The organism is Streptosporangiales bacterium, assembly GCA_009379825.1.
Taxonomy (GTDB): Bacteria; Actinomycetota; Actinomycetes; order Streptosporangiales; family WHST01; genus WHST01.
Genome location: WHTA01000017.1, coordinates 61264 through 74683, shown reverse-complemented (window position 1 = coordinate 74683; position 13420 = coordinate 61264). Strand labels below are relative to the sequence as shown.

Below are 13420 nucleotides of genomic sequence, written 5' to 3'. Positions count from 1 at the left end.
CTGCTGCGGATCGAGGACCTGTCGGTTCGGATAGGCGCCGGTACGAACGCGGTGGCCGCGCTGTCGGACGTGTCGCTGCAGGTCGACCGCGGCGAGGTCGTCGGGCTGGTCGGCGAGAGCGGCGGCGGCAAGAGCATGCTCGCCCGATCGATCATCGGCCTGCTGCCCGGCGCCGCGAACGCGGACGGCCAGGTGTACGTCGACGGCGACGACGTGCTCGCCATGGACGCCGCGCGGCTGGCCGCACACCGCGGGCACGGCGCGGCGATGTGCTTCCAGAACCCGCGGTCGGCGCTCTCGGCCGTACGTACGGTGGGTCGCCAGCTCACCGACCGGCTCGAGGTGCACCAGGAGCTGCGCGGCAGGGCGGCGCGCGATGCTGCGGTCGGTCTGCTCGAGCAGGTTGGCATCCGTAACCCGCGACGGCGGTTCGACTCGTACCCGCACGAGCTCTCCGGCGGTATGTGCCAGCGGGTCATGGTCGCGCTGGCGCTCGCCTGTGCGCCCGCACTGCTGCTCGCCGACGAGCCGACCACCGGGCTCGACATCACGCCCACCCGCGAGATCCTCGGCCTGTTCCGTAAGGCGGCCGACGACGAGGGCCGCGGGGTGCTGCTCATCTCGCACGACCTCGCGTCGGTCGGCACCGTCTGCGACCGGGTGGTCGTGCTATACGCGGGAACGGTGGTCGAGAGCGGTCCCACCGCGCAGCTGCTGTCGCAGCCCGCGCACCCGTACACCCGCGCGCTGCTGCGGTCGGTGCCCGACTACGACGGCACTGCGGTCACCGCCACACCAGGCACCATGCCGCTGTTGCGGGAGGCGCCGGAGAGCTGCCCGTTCGCGCCGCGGTGCGAGAACGCCGACGACGCGTGCCGGTCGTCACGCCCTGCGCTCCTCGATCGCGACGGCCGCTGGTCGGTGGCGTGCTTCCACCCGGCCAGCGGACCGGCACTGCAGGTCACGGAACCGCCTGCGACCGAAGGGGCACGCGGTGCCGCAGAAGGGGAGGGCGACCCGCAGGCGCTCGACGTGACGTCGGTCGACGTCGTCTACGGCGGACGGTTCGGCGGCCGTGGGCACCGTGCGCTACACGACGTCTCGGTCACCGTCGCGCACGGCGAGAGCGTCGGCATCGTCGGCGAGAGCGGCTGCGGCAAGAGCACTCTGGCGCGCGTGATCGCCGGCCTGCAGCCGGTTTCCGCGGGCTCGGTGCAGGTCGAGGGCGCGCAGCTGACCAAGATGTTGCGGTCCGAGCGCCGGCAGCTGCACCGACGCGTGCAGATGGTGTTCCAGGACCCGCAGGGAGCGTTGAGCCCACGGCGTACGGTGCTCGACGCCGTCAGCGAACCGCTGCGGATGCTCGGGCTCGGCAAGGAAGAGCGGCGGGTGCGGGCCGAGGAGGCTGTGCTGCAGACCGGCCTGGGGGCGGAGATCCTGGACCGCAGGCCGAGCCAGCTCTCCGGCGGACAGGCGCAACGGGTGGTTATAGCGCGTGCGCTCGTCGTCGACCCCGAGCTGGTCGTACTGGACGAACCGACGTCCGCGCTCGACGTCACCGTGCAGGCGCAAGTGCTCGACCTGATCCGGTCGCTCGCTGCGGAACGCGAGCGCAGCTTCGTGTTCATCTCGCACGACCTCGCCACCGTACGCGGGTTCTGCGACCGGGTCGTCGTGCTTTACCTCGGTCGGGTCGTCGAGGAGGGCCCGGCCGACCGGGTGTTCGCCGAACCCATGCACCCGTACACGCGTGCGTTGCTCGCCAGCGCGCCCCGGTTGCGCGGCGACGCACCCACGGGCACCGTGACGCTGTCGCGCGACCTGGACCAGGCGGAGGCGACCACCGGCTGCCCGCTCGTTCCGCGCTGTCCGTACGCGGTGGCGGAATGCGAGCAACCACAGGAGTTGTACGAGTACGAGCAGGGCCGGCGAGCGGCCTGCCACCGGGTACCGGAGATCAGCACGCCGGTCGTGGTCGAGAAGGGGGGGAGTAGTGGGCGCAGGAACGTTCCGGGTAGCCGTGGACATCGGCGGCACGTTCGTGGACGCGATGGAGCTGGACACGCGCACCAGCGCTGTCCGCTTCCGCAAGGCGTCCACGACCCCCGCGCGTCCGTGGGAGGGTGTGCTCGACGCGGTGACCGCGCTCGACACCGACCTCACGCGGGCGGAGTTGTTCATCCACGGCACAACGCTCGGTCTCAACGCGGTGCTCGAACGCCGCGGCGAGACCACCGGCATCATCACCAACGACGGGATGCGCGACATCTTCCTGCTTGGCCGTGGCAACGTGCCACCCGACCACATGTACGACTTCCAGTACGAACGGCCGCCAGGTCTCGTACAGCGCAAGCACACCGTGGGGGTGAAGGGCCGGCTCGACTACCAGGGCAACGTGGTCGAGGAGCTCGACGAGGACAGCGTGCGCGATGCCGCCCGCATGCTCGTAGAAGAGCACCAGGTGCGGTCGATCGCCATCTGCTTCCTGCACTCGTTCCGCGACCCGACGCAGGAGCGCGGCGCCGCGGAGATCGTGCGCGCAGCCCACCCGGATGTCACGGTGTCGATCTCCACGGACATCGCGCGCGAGTACCGGGAGTATGAACGCACGAGCACCACGGTGCTCGACGCGTACATCCGGCCGATCTTCGAGCGGTACGTCGGTGAGCTGGAGCGCGCGCTCGGCGGGCGCGGCTTCGCCGGCCAGTTCCTCATCATGCGATCCGGCGGCGGTTCGATGACCGCGGAGGCGGCGAAGGTGTCGCCGACGCACACCATCCTCTCCGGGCCGGCAGGCGGCGTCGTCGGCGGTACGTTCCTCGCCGAGGTGCTCGACCGGCAGAACCTGCTCACCTTCGACATCGGCGGCACGTCGCTCGACGCGTGCGTGATCGAACGCGGCAGTGCGGCAGCGACGCACGAGGCTGCGCTCGAACAGTTCCCGTTGCTCGTGCCTACGTACGACATCCGCACCATCGGCGCCGGCGGCGGTTCCATCGCCTGGCTGGACCGCGGTCTGCTGAAGGTGGGCCCGCAGAGCGCAGGTGCCGACCCTGGCCCGGTCTGTTACGGCCGCGGGGGCACCACGCCCACCGTCACCGACGCGGCCGTCTGCCTCGGCTACGTCGACCCGGCGAGCTTCCTCGCCGGCGAGATGGAGCTGCACGTCGACCGGGCGCGCGCCGCGCTCGAGCAGGAGATCGCGCAGCCACTCGGTATGGAGGTCGAACCGGCCGCTGCGGGTGTGTTCGACGTAATGCTTGCGCGGACGGTCGGTGCGGTGCGGCAGATCACCGTCGAGCGCGGGCACGACCCGCGGGTGTTCTCACTGCTGGCGTTCGGCGGTGCGGGCCCGTTGACCGCGCCGCTGTTGGCGAGGGAGATGGGCATCCGTGAGGTGGTCGTACCGTTCGCGCCGTCCGGGTTCTCTGCATGGGGAATGCTCAGCGCCGACGTCGTCGACGACGTCGCCCGTACGGTGATGGCACCGCTCGACGAGCTCGACCTCGACCAGCTCGCGGCTACGTTCGACGAGCTCGGCGTGGAGGCGACCAAGTCGCTGGCCACGCAGGGCGTCGCCGCCGAGCGTGCGATCCTGCAGCGACAGCTGGAGATCCGCTACCTCGGGCAGGAGCACACCCTGCCGGTGCCCGTCGGTGAGCAGCTCGACCACGACACCATCAGGGCGGCGTTCGAGGAGCTGCACGAGACCCGCTACGGGCACGTGATGAGCAACCGGCTGCAGGTGCTCAACGTGCGGGTGCGCGGCATCGGCCGCACCGCACGGATCGAGGTGCCCACGTTCCCTGCGGGCGACGGCGACCCGGCGCAGGCACACACCGGCGACCGGCAGGCGTACGACTTCGGTACCCGTGCGCTGGTGCCGTTCGCCGTCTACGACAGGTCCCGGCTGGAACCCGGCGACGCGTTCGCCGGCCCCGCGCTTGTCGACGAGGGCACCTCGACCACCGTCGTGCACAGCGGGCAGCGGGTCACCGTCGACGAACACGGCTACCTGCTGGTGACTGCGGAAGGAGGTGCGCGATGACCGAAGGCGTGGACGGTGCCACCGTCGAGGTGGTGCGGTCGTACCTGGTGGCGACGGCCGAGGAGATGCGTGCGACGTTGATCCGTACGGCGTTCAACCCGGTGATCTACGAGGTGCTCGACTTCGGCATCTCCGTCTATGACGCGAAGCTGCGGCTGGTGGCCGAGGCCACCGGGCTGACCTTCTTCCTCGGCGCGAACGACTACTCGCTGCGCAAGGGCGTCGAGTACGTCGGGGTGGAGAACCTGCACCGCGGCGACATCGTCATGCTGAACTACCCGTACTGGAACGCTGCACACGCGTACGACGCGACGCTCTTCATGCCGGTGTTCTTCGATGGCACGCTGGTCGGCTTCCTCTGTGTGCGTGCGCACTGGATGGACCTGGGCGCCAAGGATCCCGGCTACGTGCTCGACTCCACCGACATGCACCAGGAAGGCCTGATCTTTCCCGGCACGAAGGTGTTCGAGCGGGGCGAGCCGGACGAGAAGATCCTCGAACTGATCAGGTTCAACTCGCGGATGCCCGAACTGGTGATCGGCGACCTGCACGCGCAGGTGGCCGCACTGCGTACCGGCGAGCGCCGCTTCCACGAGATCCTCGCCAAGTTCGGCGTGCCGTCGGTGAACACCGCCGTCGAGCAGTACCTCGCCGTGTCGGAGACCAGGTCGCGGGACGCGCTGCGTGCGCTGCCGCAGGGATCTTGGACCGCGGTGGACTGGCTGGACGACGACGGCGTCAGCGACGACCCGGTGCGGATGCAGGTCACAGTCACCATCGCCGACGGCACGCTCACGTGTGACTTCACCGGCTCCGCACCGGCCACCGCAGGGCCGGTGAACATGCCGTACGGCGCGACGCTGGCGATGTGCAAGGTGGTGCTGAAAGCACTGACGTCGCCGGACGAACCGTCCAACGGCGGCACCACCGCCGCGCTCGACGTCATCGCCGAGTCGGGCCAGTTGTTCCACGCCGTCTACCCGGCACCGACGTTCACGCTGTGGACCGGCATCGTCGCGTTCGAGCTGATCTACAAGGCGCTCGCGCAGGGCATGCCGGACCGGCTCGCGGCGAGCTCGGGCGGTGACGTGCCCGGCTTCATGATGGTCGGTGAACACCCGGAGACCGGTGAGTTCTTCGCCGTGAGCAACAACGACCCGGTCGGTTGGGGCGGCAACCCCGACCACGACGGCATCGACGCTACCATCCACCTGTCGGAGAGCACCGTGCGCAGCACGCCGATCGAGGTGCTTGAAGCGCGTACGGGGATGTTCTTCGAGCGGGTGGAAATCAGGCGTGACTCCGCAGGTGCGGGACAGTTCCGTGGCGGCTGCGGGTTGCGGCGCGACATCAGGTTCCGCAGTCCCGGTGAGTTCCTCTCGGTGATCAAGAAGACGAAGAGCCGGCCGTGGGCGCTGGGCGGCGGGCAGGAGCCGGAAGCCAACCAGGTCATCGTGTTCCCCGGCACCGAGCGGGAGCGCCGGGTGAGCACTACGCGGGTTGCAGTGCAGCCGGGCGACCGGATCACCTTGCTCACCGCGGGTGGCGGCGGGCACGGCGACCCGCGGGAGCGCGACCCCGAGTCGGTGCGCCACGACGTAGCCGAGGGCTACCTCTCCGCCGAGACCGCCCGCGAGGTCTACGGTGTCGAGGAGACCACGTGACCCAGCCGGTGCTCGACGGCGCGACCACGGAGGTGGTGCGGTCGTACCTGGTCGCTGCGGCGGAGGAGATGCGTGCGACGTTGATCCGTACGGCGTTCAACCCGGTGATCTACGAGGTGCTCGACTTCGGTATCTCCGTCTATGACGCGAAGCTGCGGCTGGTCGCGGAAGCCACCGGGCTCACCAGGTTCCTCGGCGCGAACGACTACTCGCTGCGCAAGGGCGTCGAGTACGTCGGGGTGGAGAACCTGCATCCCGGCGACATCGTGCTGCTGAACTACCCGTACTGGAACGCCGCACACGCGTACGACGCGACGTTGTTCATGCCGGTCTTCTCTGAGGGCAGCCTGTTCGGCTACCTGTGTGTGCGTGCGCACTGGATGGACCTGGGGGCCAAGGATCCCGGCTACGTGCTGGATTCCACGGACGTCCACCAGGAGGGGTTGCTCTTCCCCGGCACGAAGGTGTTCGAGCGCGGCGCACCTGATACGAAGATCCTCGAACTGATCAGGTTCAACTCGCGGCTGCCAGAACTGGTGATCGGCGACCTGCACGCGCAGGTCGCTGCACTGCGTACCGGCGAGCGGCGCATCCACGAGATCCTTGCCAAGTTCGGTCGCCGTACGGTGGAGCGGGCGATCGACCAGCTGATCGAGCTCGGTGCGGCCACCGCGACGGAAATGCTGCGCGGCCTGCCGCAGGGCTCCTGGACCGCGGTGGACTGGCTGGACGACGACGGCGTCAGCGACTACGCGGTGCGGATGCAGGTCACCGTCACCATCGCCGACGGCACCATGACGTGTGACTTCACCGGCTCCGCACCCGCGACCCGCGGCCCAGTGAACCTGCCGCTCGGCTCCACCATCGCCTGCGCCAGGGTCGCGTACAAGGCCTTCACCACGCCGTACGAGCAGGCCAACGCAGGGCACTTCGCGCCGCTACGGGTGCGTACCGAACCTGGCACGCTCTTCCACGCCACGTACCCGGCGGCGACGTTCACCCAGTGGACAGGCAACCTCGCCGTCGAGCTGATCTACAAGGCGCTCGCGCAGGGCATGCCGGACCGGGTCGCCGCCTGCTCTGGTGGTGACGTGCCCGGCTTCATGATGGTGGGCGAACACCCGGAACACGGCGGGTTCTACGCGATCAGCAACAACGACCTCGTCGGTTGGGGAGCCAGCGCGACACACGACGGCCACGGCCCGGCGAACCACATCTGCCAGACCGCGGGACACAACACGCCGGTCGAGGTGCTCGAAGCGCGCTCCGGCATGGTCGTCGAACGGCTGGAGATCCGCTGCGACTCCGCCGGCGCCGGCAGGTTCCGCGGCGGCTGCGGGTTGCGGCGCGACATCAGGTTCCGCAGCGCCGGTGAGTTCCTCTCGGTCATCAAACGGACCAAGACGCCGCCGTGGGCGCTGGCCGGCGGCGCGGAGCCTGAACCCAGTCAGGTACTTGCGTTCCCCGGCACCGAGCGCGAGCAACGCGTCGGCACCAAGCGGCTCACCGTGCGGCCGGGCGACCGCATCTCGTTGCTGACCGCCGGTGGCGGCGGACACGGTGACCCACGCACGCGCGACCCTGACCTCGTGCGTGCCGACGTCGCAGAAGGGTACGTATCCGCCGCAGCCGCGCGGAACGACTACGGAGTCGAGGTGAGCAGGTGAGCGAGTCCCCTGACGTGTTGTTGCACAGCTGCACGCTCGTCGACGGCGTAGGCGACGAGCCGCTCCCGCATGCGGCCGTGTGGATCAGCGACGGCCGGATCCAGCTGTGCGGGCCCGAGGCGACGGTACGGGCGGCGGCGCCCGCTGACCGGGTCGACGTGGACCTCGACGGCGGTTACCTGATGGCCGGGCTGATCAACATGCACACGCACTTCTCGCTGGCGCTGCCGGGCAACGCCGGCAACGACGTGCGTGCGCTCGACCCGCACGGGCTCGCGCTGTACATGGCAGCAGGGGCGCGCAAGACCCTGCACAGCGGCGTGACCACCGTAAGGTGCGTCGCGGAGAAGGACCACGCCGACTTCGCGCTGCGCCGTGCGATCGACGCGGGTTGGACGCCTGGCCCGCGCATCTACACCGCAGGCCGGGGGCTGGTGTGCACCGGCGGGCACGGCCACGACAACACCGACACGCTCGAGTGCGACGGGCCGGCGGCGTTCCAGCGTGGCGTACGGGCGCAGCTGAAGGCCGGCGCCGACCTGATCAAGGTGATGATCTCAGGCGGCATCGCCGGCGAGCACGAGTCGATCGACACCCCGCAACTGTCGCGGGAGGAGATGGCCGCGGTCATCGGCACCGCGCACGCGTGGCGTCGCAAGGTGACCGCGCACGCCGGGCCGGCTTCGGTGATCGAGGAAGCGGTGCGTCTCGGCCTCGACTGCGTGGAGCACGGCTACGAGCTGACCGAGGAAGTCGCAGCGCTGATGGCCGAGCACGGCACCCAGCTGGTGCCCACCCTCGTGGTCACCCGGTGCGGCGAGTTCCTCGACGCGCTCGGCGTACCCAGCTGGATGCAGCGGCGGTCGCTGTCCGCCGGCCCGCGGCACGCACAGAGCTACAAGCTCGCGCTCGCCGCCGGCGTCGAGGTGCTGCTCGGCAGCGACATGCCACCGTTCCAGCCGTTCGAGGGCACCACCGCAGTGGTGCGGGAGCTTGAGCACATGGCCGGTTTCGGGCTCGCGCCGTACGCGGCCCTGCGGGCCGCGACGATCGGCCCTGCGCGCTGGTTGCGTGCCGACGACCAGCTCGGCACGGTGGAGCCTGGCAAGCTGGCCGACCTGATCGCCATGGACACCGACCCGACGGAGGACGTGTCGGCGTTGCGTAGCCTGCGATGGGTGATGAAGGACGGCGAGGTCGTCCGCGACGACAGGCGGGAGGAGCTGCCGTGACTGACATGGAGCTGTACGACCTGCGCGTCACCGTCGACCACATCGAGGGGCGGTCGGTGTGCGGCCTGCAGGTCGGTGACTACTTCGAGCTGGTCAACAGCGCGGAGCTGCGGTTGCCGGCTGGCAAGCACTTCTGCGTCTTCGCGCTGCAGTCGGTGCTGCCGTTGTTGCCGGCGAAGCAGCGGCAGCTGCCCGCAGCCGACTGGCTGGAACGCGACTCGCTGGTCTGCTGCCCCGATCCGGACGAGCGCGTGGTGATGCGGATCGAGCGCATCGGCCTGCGGCAGATGAACTCCGCGGACCTGACATGAGCGGCTACGCGGAGATCGGCCTCGGCCTGCAGTCGGACAAGCGCGGCGCCGACTACGCACGGCTGGCCGAGCTGGCCGAGGACACCGGCTTCGACGTGCTCAGCGTGTTCAGCGACCTGCTGTACCAGCCGCCGATCTACGCGCTGCTCGAGATGGCTCGGGTCACGCAGCGGGTGCGGTTGGGTGCGGCGTGCTGGAACCCGTACACCATGCACCCGTACGAGATCGCCGGCCAGCTCGCCGTGCTGGACGACGCCTCGGACGGCCGTGCCTACCTCGGGCTCGCGCGCGGCACCTGGCTGGACGCGATCGGCATCAGGCAGCGGCGACCGGTTGCGCACCTGCGTGACGCCGTGCGAGTGATCCGCGCGCTGTTGCGCGGCGACGGCACCGGCGTCGAGGGTGATGTCTTCCGGTTGGCGCCTGGCACCCGGTTGCGCTACCCGTTGCCCGACCGCGTACCGCCGCTGCTGATCGGCACCTGGGGCGAGCGCACGGCCGCGCTCGCCGGCGAGCTCGCCGACGAGGTGAAGGTCGGCGGCACCGCCAACCCTGCCGTGATCGACGTGTTGACCGAGCGCATCGCGGTCGGGCGCGCACGCGCCGGGCGTCCGGACGACGCGGTCGGCGTCGTGGTCGGTGCGGTGACCGTGGTGGACGAGGACGGCGCGGCGGCGCGGGCGAAGGCCCGCCTCGAGGTGGCCATGTACCTCGCCGTCGTCGGCGGGCTCGACCCGACCGTCGCGCTGCCGGGCGACCTGCTCGACGCGGTGAGCAAGCACGTCGACGCCGGCGACCACGAACGGGCCGGCGCATGCATCCCCGACGACGTGCTGGACCTGTTCGCGTTCGCCGGTACGCCGGAACAGGTGGCCGCGCAGGCACAGCGGCTCATCGACGCTGGCGCGAGACGGGTGGAGTTCGGTACGCCGCACGGGCTCACCGACGCCGGCGGAGTCGAGCTGCTCGGCCGGCGGGTGCTGCCGTTGCTGCGCCGCGGGACGCGGCCATGACCGCGCTCGACGTGCTGGTGCAGCGCCAGCCGGTGGACGAAGACGCACTGGGCGACCTGGTGGCCGCGGAAGCGGCCAGGCTCGGGGTCACCGCACGGGTCACCTGGGTGGACGACTGCACGTCACCGCCAGGCACGGGGGCAGTGCTCGTCACCGTGCCCGAGACCCCCGACCTGGCCGAGCTGCCGTACGGCGGTGCAGTGCGGGTCGACCTCGGTCACCGCGCACCGGACCTGTCGCCGCGGCTGGCCCACCACATCCAGGGCAGGGGAGTCGACGGGGTGCGCTGGGCCGTACGCACACTCGTCCACCACGACCGGTGGCAGGCACGACGGGTGGCGTACGGCGACGAGCCGGAGCAGTTCGGCGAGCTGTGGCTCCCCGACACCCCGACGCGCGCACCCGTGGTGGTGCTGCTGCACGGCGGGTACTGGCGGTCGCGCTGGCAGCTCGACCTGATGGACGCGCTCGCCGTCGACCTCGCCGGGCGCGGCTTCGCCGCGTGGAACGTCGAGTACAGGCGACCGGACCGGCACGGCTGGCCGGCCACCGTCGCCGACGTGGACGCCGCCGTGCGGTACGTCGCGCAGCTCGCCGCCACCCATCCGGTGGACGCCGGCCGGGTCGCGCTCGTCGGCCACTCCGCGGGTGGCCAGCTCGCGCCGCGAGCCGCCGCCGACCTGCTCGAGACGACGGACGCACAGGTGCGGCCGGCCTCGGTGGTCGTGCAGGCCGGGGTCGTCGACCTGCACGAGGCACAGCGCCGCGACCTCGGCGAGGGTGCGGTGGCGAACGCGCTCGGCGGTACGTGCGACGAGCTGCCCGACACCTACGCGTCCGCCTCGCCGCTGCTGCGGCTGCCGGTCGGCGCCCACCAGCTGGTGGTCACCGCTCGTGCGGACAGCCCGGATCTGAACGAGATGAACCGCAGGTACGCCGCAGCCGCAGAGGTTGCCGGCGACGCCGTCACAGCGTTGCATGGAGATGGCGACCACTTCACCCTGATCGCCCCGGAGAGCCAGTTGTGGGCGGACACCGCGGCGGTGCTCGCCGCCCGGTTGTCACCTTGAGGAGGTATGCCATGGACGGGGGTACCGTCGCTCATCCCGAGGTCGTGCAGGTCATCGAGGACCTGTACCAGGCGCTCGGTGACCGGCCGGCGTTCGACCGCCAGCTCGACCCCGACGTCACCGTCTGGGAGAGCGACGCCGAGCAGCTGCTGACCGGGCTCGCCGAGCTCGACCGGCTACGTGACGCACGCGCCGAGCGGTCCGGTGACGGGCCGGCACCGCAGTCGGTGGCCGCCGAGGGCATCAAGGTGGACGGCTGGGACGACGCCGCCGTAGCGAAGTACCTGCTGCGGGTGCACTACGGTGACCCGGCCATCGCCGACCGGTGCTTCCGGGTCACCGACGTGCTGCGCCACGGCGACACCGGCTGGCGGATCGTCCACCATCACGCCGAGGCGCTCTCGCTCGTCGACCGCCGCGTCGCGCCGCCGGCGGGGAAGCACACGTACGGCAGCTACCTGCGCCTGGACGAGCTGCTCTCGTGCCAGACCCCGTTGACCGACGCCCACGACGAGCTGCTGTTCGTGATCATCCACCAGGTGTACGAGCTGTGGTTCACCCAGGTGCTGCACGAGGCCGCGCTGCTGCAGCGCCGGCTGGAGGACGGTGACAGCGCGGGCGCGCTGCACACCACGAGGCGGATCGCGAAGATACTCAAGACCGTCGTTGGCCAGCTCGACGTGCTGGAGACGATGACACCGCGCCAGTTCGCGTCGTTCCGGCCGCAGCTCGGCTCGGCCAGCGGTTTCCAGTCCAACCAGTTCAGGGAGATCGAGGCGGTGCTCGGCCGCCGTGACTTCAAGCCGTCCACCATGGACGCGCGGCTGGTCGCCGCCACCGGCCGCAGGTCGGTCTTCGACTCGCTGCTGCGCTACCTGGCGACCGCCGGCTTCGCCGTACCCGCGCACGCGCTCGACCGCGACCCTGGCACCGAGTGGCAGCCGGACGCCGAGGTGCAGCAGGTGCTCGCGGAAGTGTACGCCGACGAGCGGAACCCGGCCGCGGAGCTCTGCGAAGCCCTCGTCGACGTCGACGAGGGCGTGCAGGAGTGGCGCTACCGGCACGTGAAGATGGTGGAACGGATCATCGGCACCAAGCTCGGCACCGGCGGGTCGACGGGTGCCGACTACCTGCGATCGACGTTGTTCCGACCGGCATTCCCCGAGCTGTGGCAGGTGCGCAGTGTGCTGTGAGAGCAGAGCCGAGGCCGAGGAGCTCGACGCGCGCGACCCGCTGCGGCTCGCCCGTGACAGGTTCACCCTGCCCGACGGTGTCGTGTACCTGGACGGCAACTCGCTCGGCGCGTTGCCCACCGCCGTACCTGACGCGGTCGCCGACGCCGTACACCGGCAGTGGGGCACCGACCTGATCGGTTCGTGGAACAACAACGGTTGGTGGACGTTGCCGCAGCGGGTCGGTGACCGCATCGGCGCGCTCGTAGGCGCCGCACCCGGCCAGGTGATCTGCGGTGACTCCACCAGCGTGCAGCTGTTCCAGGCGTTGGTCGCGGCTGCCAGGCTGCGTCCCGAGCGGACGGTGCTGGTGACCGACGGCGCGAACTTCCCGACCGACCAGTACCTCGCCGACGCGGTCGGGCGGATGCTCGACCTGGACGTGCAGCGGGTGTCGCCGGCCGAGCTGGCGCTCGACGACGACACGGCGGTCGTCTCGCTGAGCGTCGTCGACTACCGCACCGGCGAGCTGTGGGACGTCGAGGCGATCACACGTGCGGTGCACGACACGGGTGCGCTGATGGTGTGGGACCTCTGCCACGTCGCCGGTGCGCTGCCGTTCGACCTGGACGCGCTGGGCGCCGACGCCGCCGTCGGGTGCGGCTACAAGTACCTCAACGGCGGCCCGGGCGCGCCCGCGTGGCTGTACCTGGCGGCGCGGCACCAGCAGGCCGCTGACCTGCCGCTGACCGGATGGACCGGCCGAGCCGACCCGTTCGGGCTCGCCCAGCACTACGAGCCGGCCGACGGCATCGAGCGGGCGCGCATCGGCACGCCGCCGCTGCTGTCGATGCTCGCCCTGGACGCCGCGCTCGACGTCTGGGACGGCGTGGATCTCGCCGACCTGCGGACCAAGTCGCTCGCGCTCGGCGACCTGGTGATCGCCAGGGCCGACGCGCTGCGGCCGTACGGCATCGAGGTGGTGACTCCGCGCGAGCACCATCGCCGCGGCTCACAGGTGTCGCTGCGGCACGAGCAGGCGTACGAGCTCTGCCAGGCACTCATCGCCCGCGGCGTGGTCGGCGACTTCCGCGCGCCGGACATGCTCCGTCTCGGACTCACCCCGCTGTACCTGAGCTACCGCGACGTCTGGGACGCCATGGACGTCCTCGCGGAGGTGCTCGCCACCGGCGCCCACCACGACCCCCTATACGCCCGCAGCGCGGACGCCGCAGTCACCTAG

Annotated in this window: 9 protein-coding genes and 1 pseudogene; all 10 read left to right on the top strand. The window is 70.8% G+C overall.

The genetic code is table 11. The features are described 5' to 3' along the window. The 10 genes and pseudogenes from GEV07_11550 (at window position 1) to kynU (ending at window position 13420) form a co-directional block, all read left to right on the top strand. Window positions 1-1959: pseudogene (locus tag GEV07_11550) on the top strand (dipeptide ABC transporter ATP-binding protein). A 91-nt stretch (window positions 1960-2050) separates the two neighbouring features. Then, window positions 2051-4048, top strand: coding sequence for a hydantoinase/oxoprolinase family protein (locus GEV07_11545; GenBank protein ID MQA03324.1), 1998 nt, complete (start codon window positions 2051-2053; stop codon window positions 4046-4048). After that, a complete protein-coding gene (locus tag GEV07_11540; protein MQA03323.1) occupies window positions 4045-5712 on the top strand; it encodes a hydantoinase B/oxoprolinase family protein in 1668 nt (555 codons plus the stop codon). The genes GEV07_11545 and GEV07_11540 overlap by 4 nt, the downstream gene beginning before the upstream one ends. Beyond that, a complete protein-coding gene (locus tag GEV07_11535; protein ID MQA03322.1) occupies window positions 5709-7379 on the top strand; it encodes a hydantoinase B/oxoprolinase family protein in 1671 nt (556 codons plus the stop codon). The genes GEV07_11540 and GEV07_11535 overlap by 4 nt, the downstream gene beginning before the upstream one ends. After that, window positions 7376-8611, top strand: coding sequence for an amidohydrolase family protein (locus GEV07_11530; GenBank protein ID MQA03321.1), 1236 nt, complete (start codon window positions 7376-7378; stop codon window positions 8609-8611). Before GEV07_11535 ends, GEV07_11530 begins: the two co-directional genes overlap by 4 nt. Further along, a complete protein-coding gene (locus GEV07_11525; GenBank protein ID MQA03320.1) occupies window positions 8554-8922 on the top strand; it encodes a TIGR04076 family protein in 369 nt (122 codons plus the stop codon). Before GEV07_11530 ends, GEV07_11525 begins: the two co-directional genes overlap by 58 nt. Continuing rightward, window positions 8919-9935, top strand: coding sequence for an LLM class flavin-dependent oxidoreductase (locus GEV07_11520; protein ID MQA03319.1), 1017 nt, complete (start codon window positions 8919-8921; stop codon window positions 9933-9935). Before GEV07_11525 ends, GEV07_11520 begins: the two co-directional genes overlap by 4 nt. After that, window positions 9932-11005: an alpha/beta fold hydrolase gene (locus tag GEV07_11515; GenBank protein MQA03318.1), complete on the top strand. Its 1074-nt coding sequence runs from the start codon at window positions 9932-9934 to the stop codon at window positions 11003-11005. The genes GEV07_11520 and GEV07_11515 overlap by 4 nt, the downstream gene beginning before the upstream one ends. Before the next feature lie 11 nt (window positions 11006-11016). Next, window positions 11017-12198, top strand: coding sequence for a hypothetical protein (locus tag GEV07_11510; protein MQA03317.1), 1182 nt, complete (start codon window positions 11017-11019; stop codon window positions 12196-12198). Then, entirely contained in the window at window positions 12188-13420 is a 1233-nt protein-coding gene (kynU, locus tag GEV07_11505) for a kynureninase (GenBank protein MQA03316.1), read from the top strand. Before GEV07_11510 ends, kynU begins: the two co-directional genes overlap by 11 nt.

Excerpts from the sequence above, each read along its gene's own strand:
- GEV07_11545 (MQA03324.1), top strand. The coding sequence starts at position 2,051 with ATGGAGCTGGACACGCGCACCAGCGCTGTCCGCTTCCGCAAGGCGTCC.
- GEV07_11540 (MQA03323.1), top strand. The coding sequence starts at position 4,045 with ATGACCGAAGGCGTGGACGGTGCCACCGTCGAGGTGGTGCGGTCGTAC.
- GEV07_11525 (MQA03320.1), top strand. The coding sequence starts at position 8,554 with ATGGGTGATGAAGGACGGCGAGGTCGTCCGCGACGACAGGCGGGAGGA.
- GEV07_11520 (MQA03319.1), top strand. The coding sequence starts at position 8,919 with ATGAGCGGCTACGCGGAGATCGGCCTCGGCCTGCAGTCGGACAAGCGC.
- GEV07_11515 (MQA03318.1), top strand. The coding sequence starts at position 9,932 with ATGACCGCGCTCGACGTGCTGGTGCAGCGCCAGCCGGTGGACGAAGAC.
- GEV07_11510 (MQA03317.1), top strand. The coding sequence starts at position 11,017 with ATGGACGGGGGTACCGTCGCTCATCCCGAGGTCGTGCAGGTCATCGAG.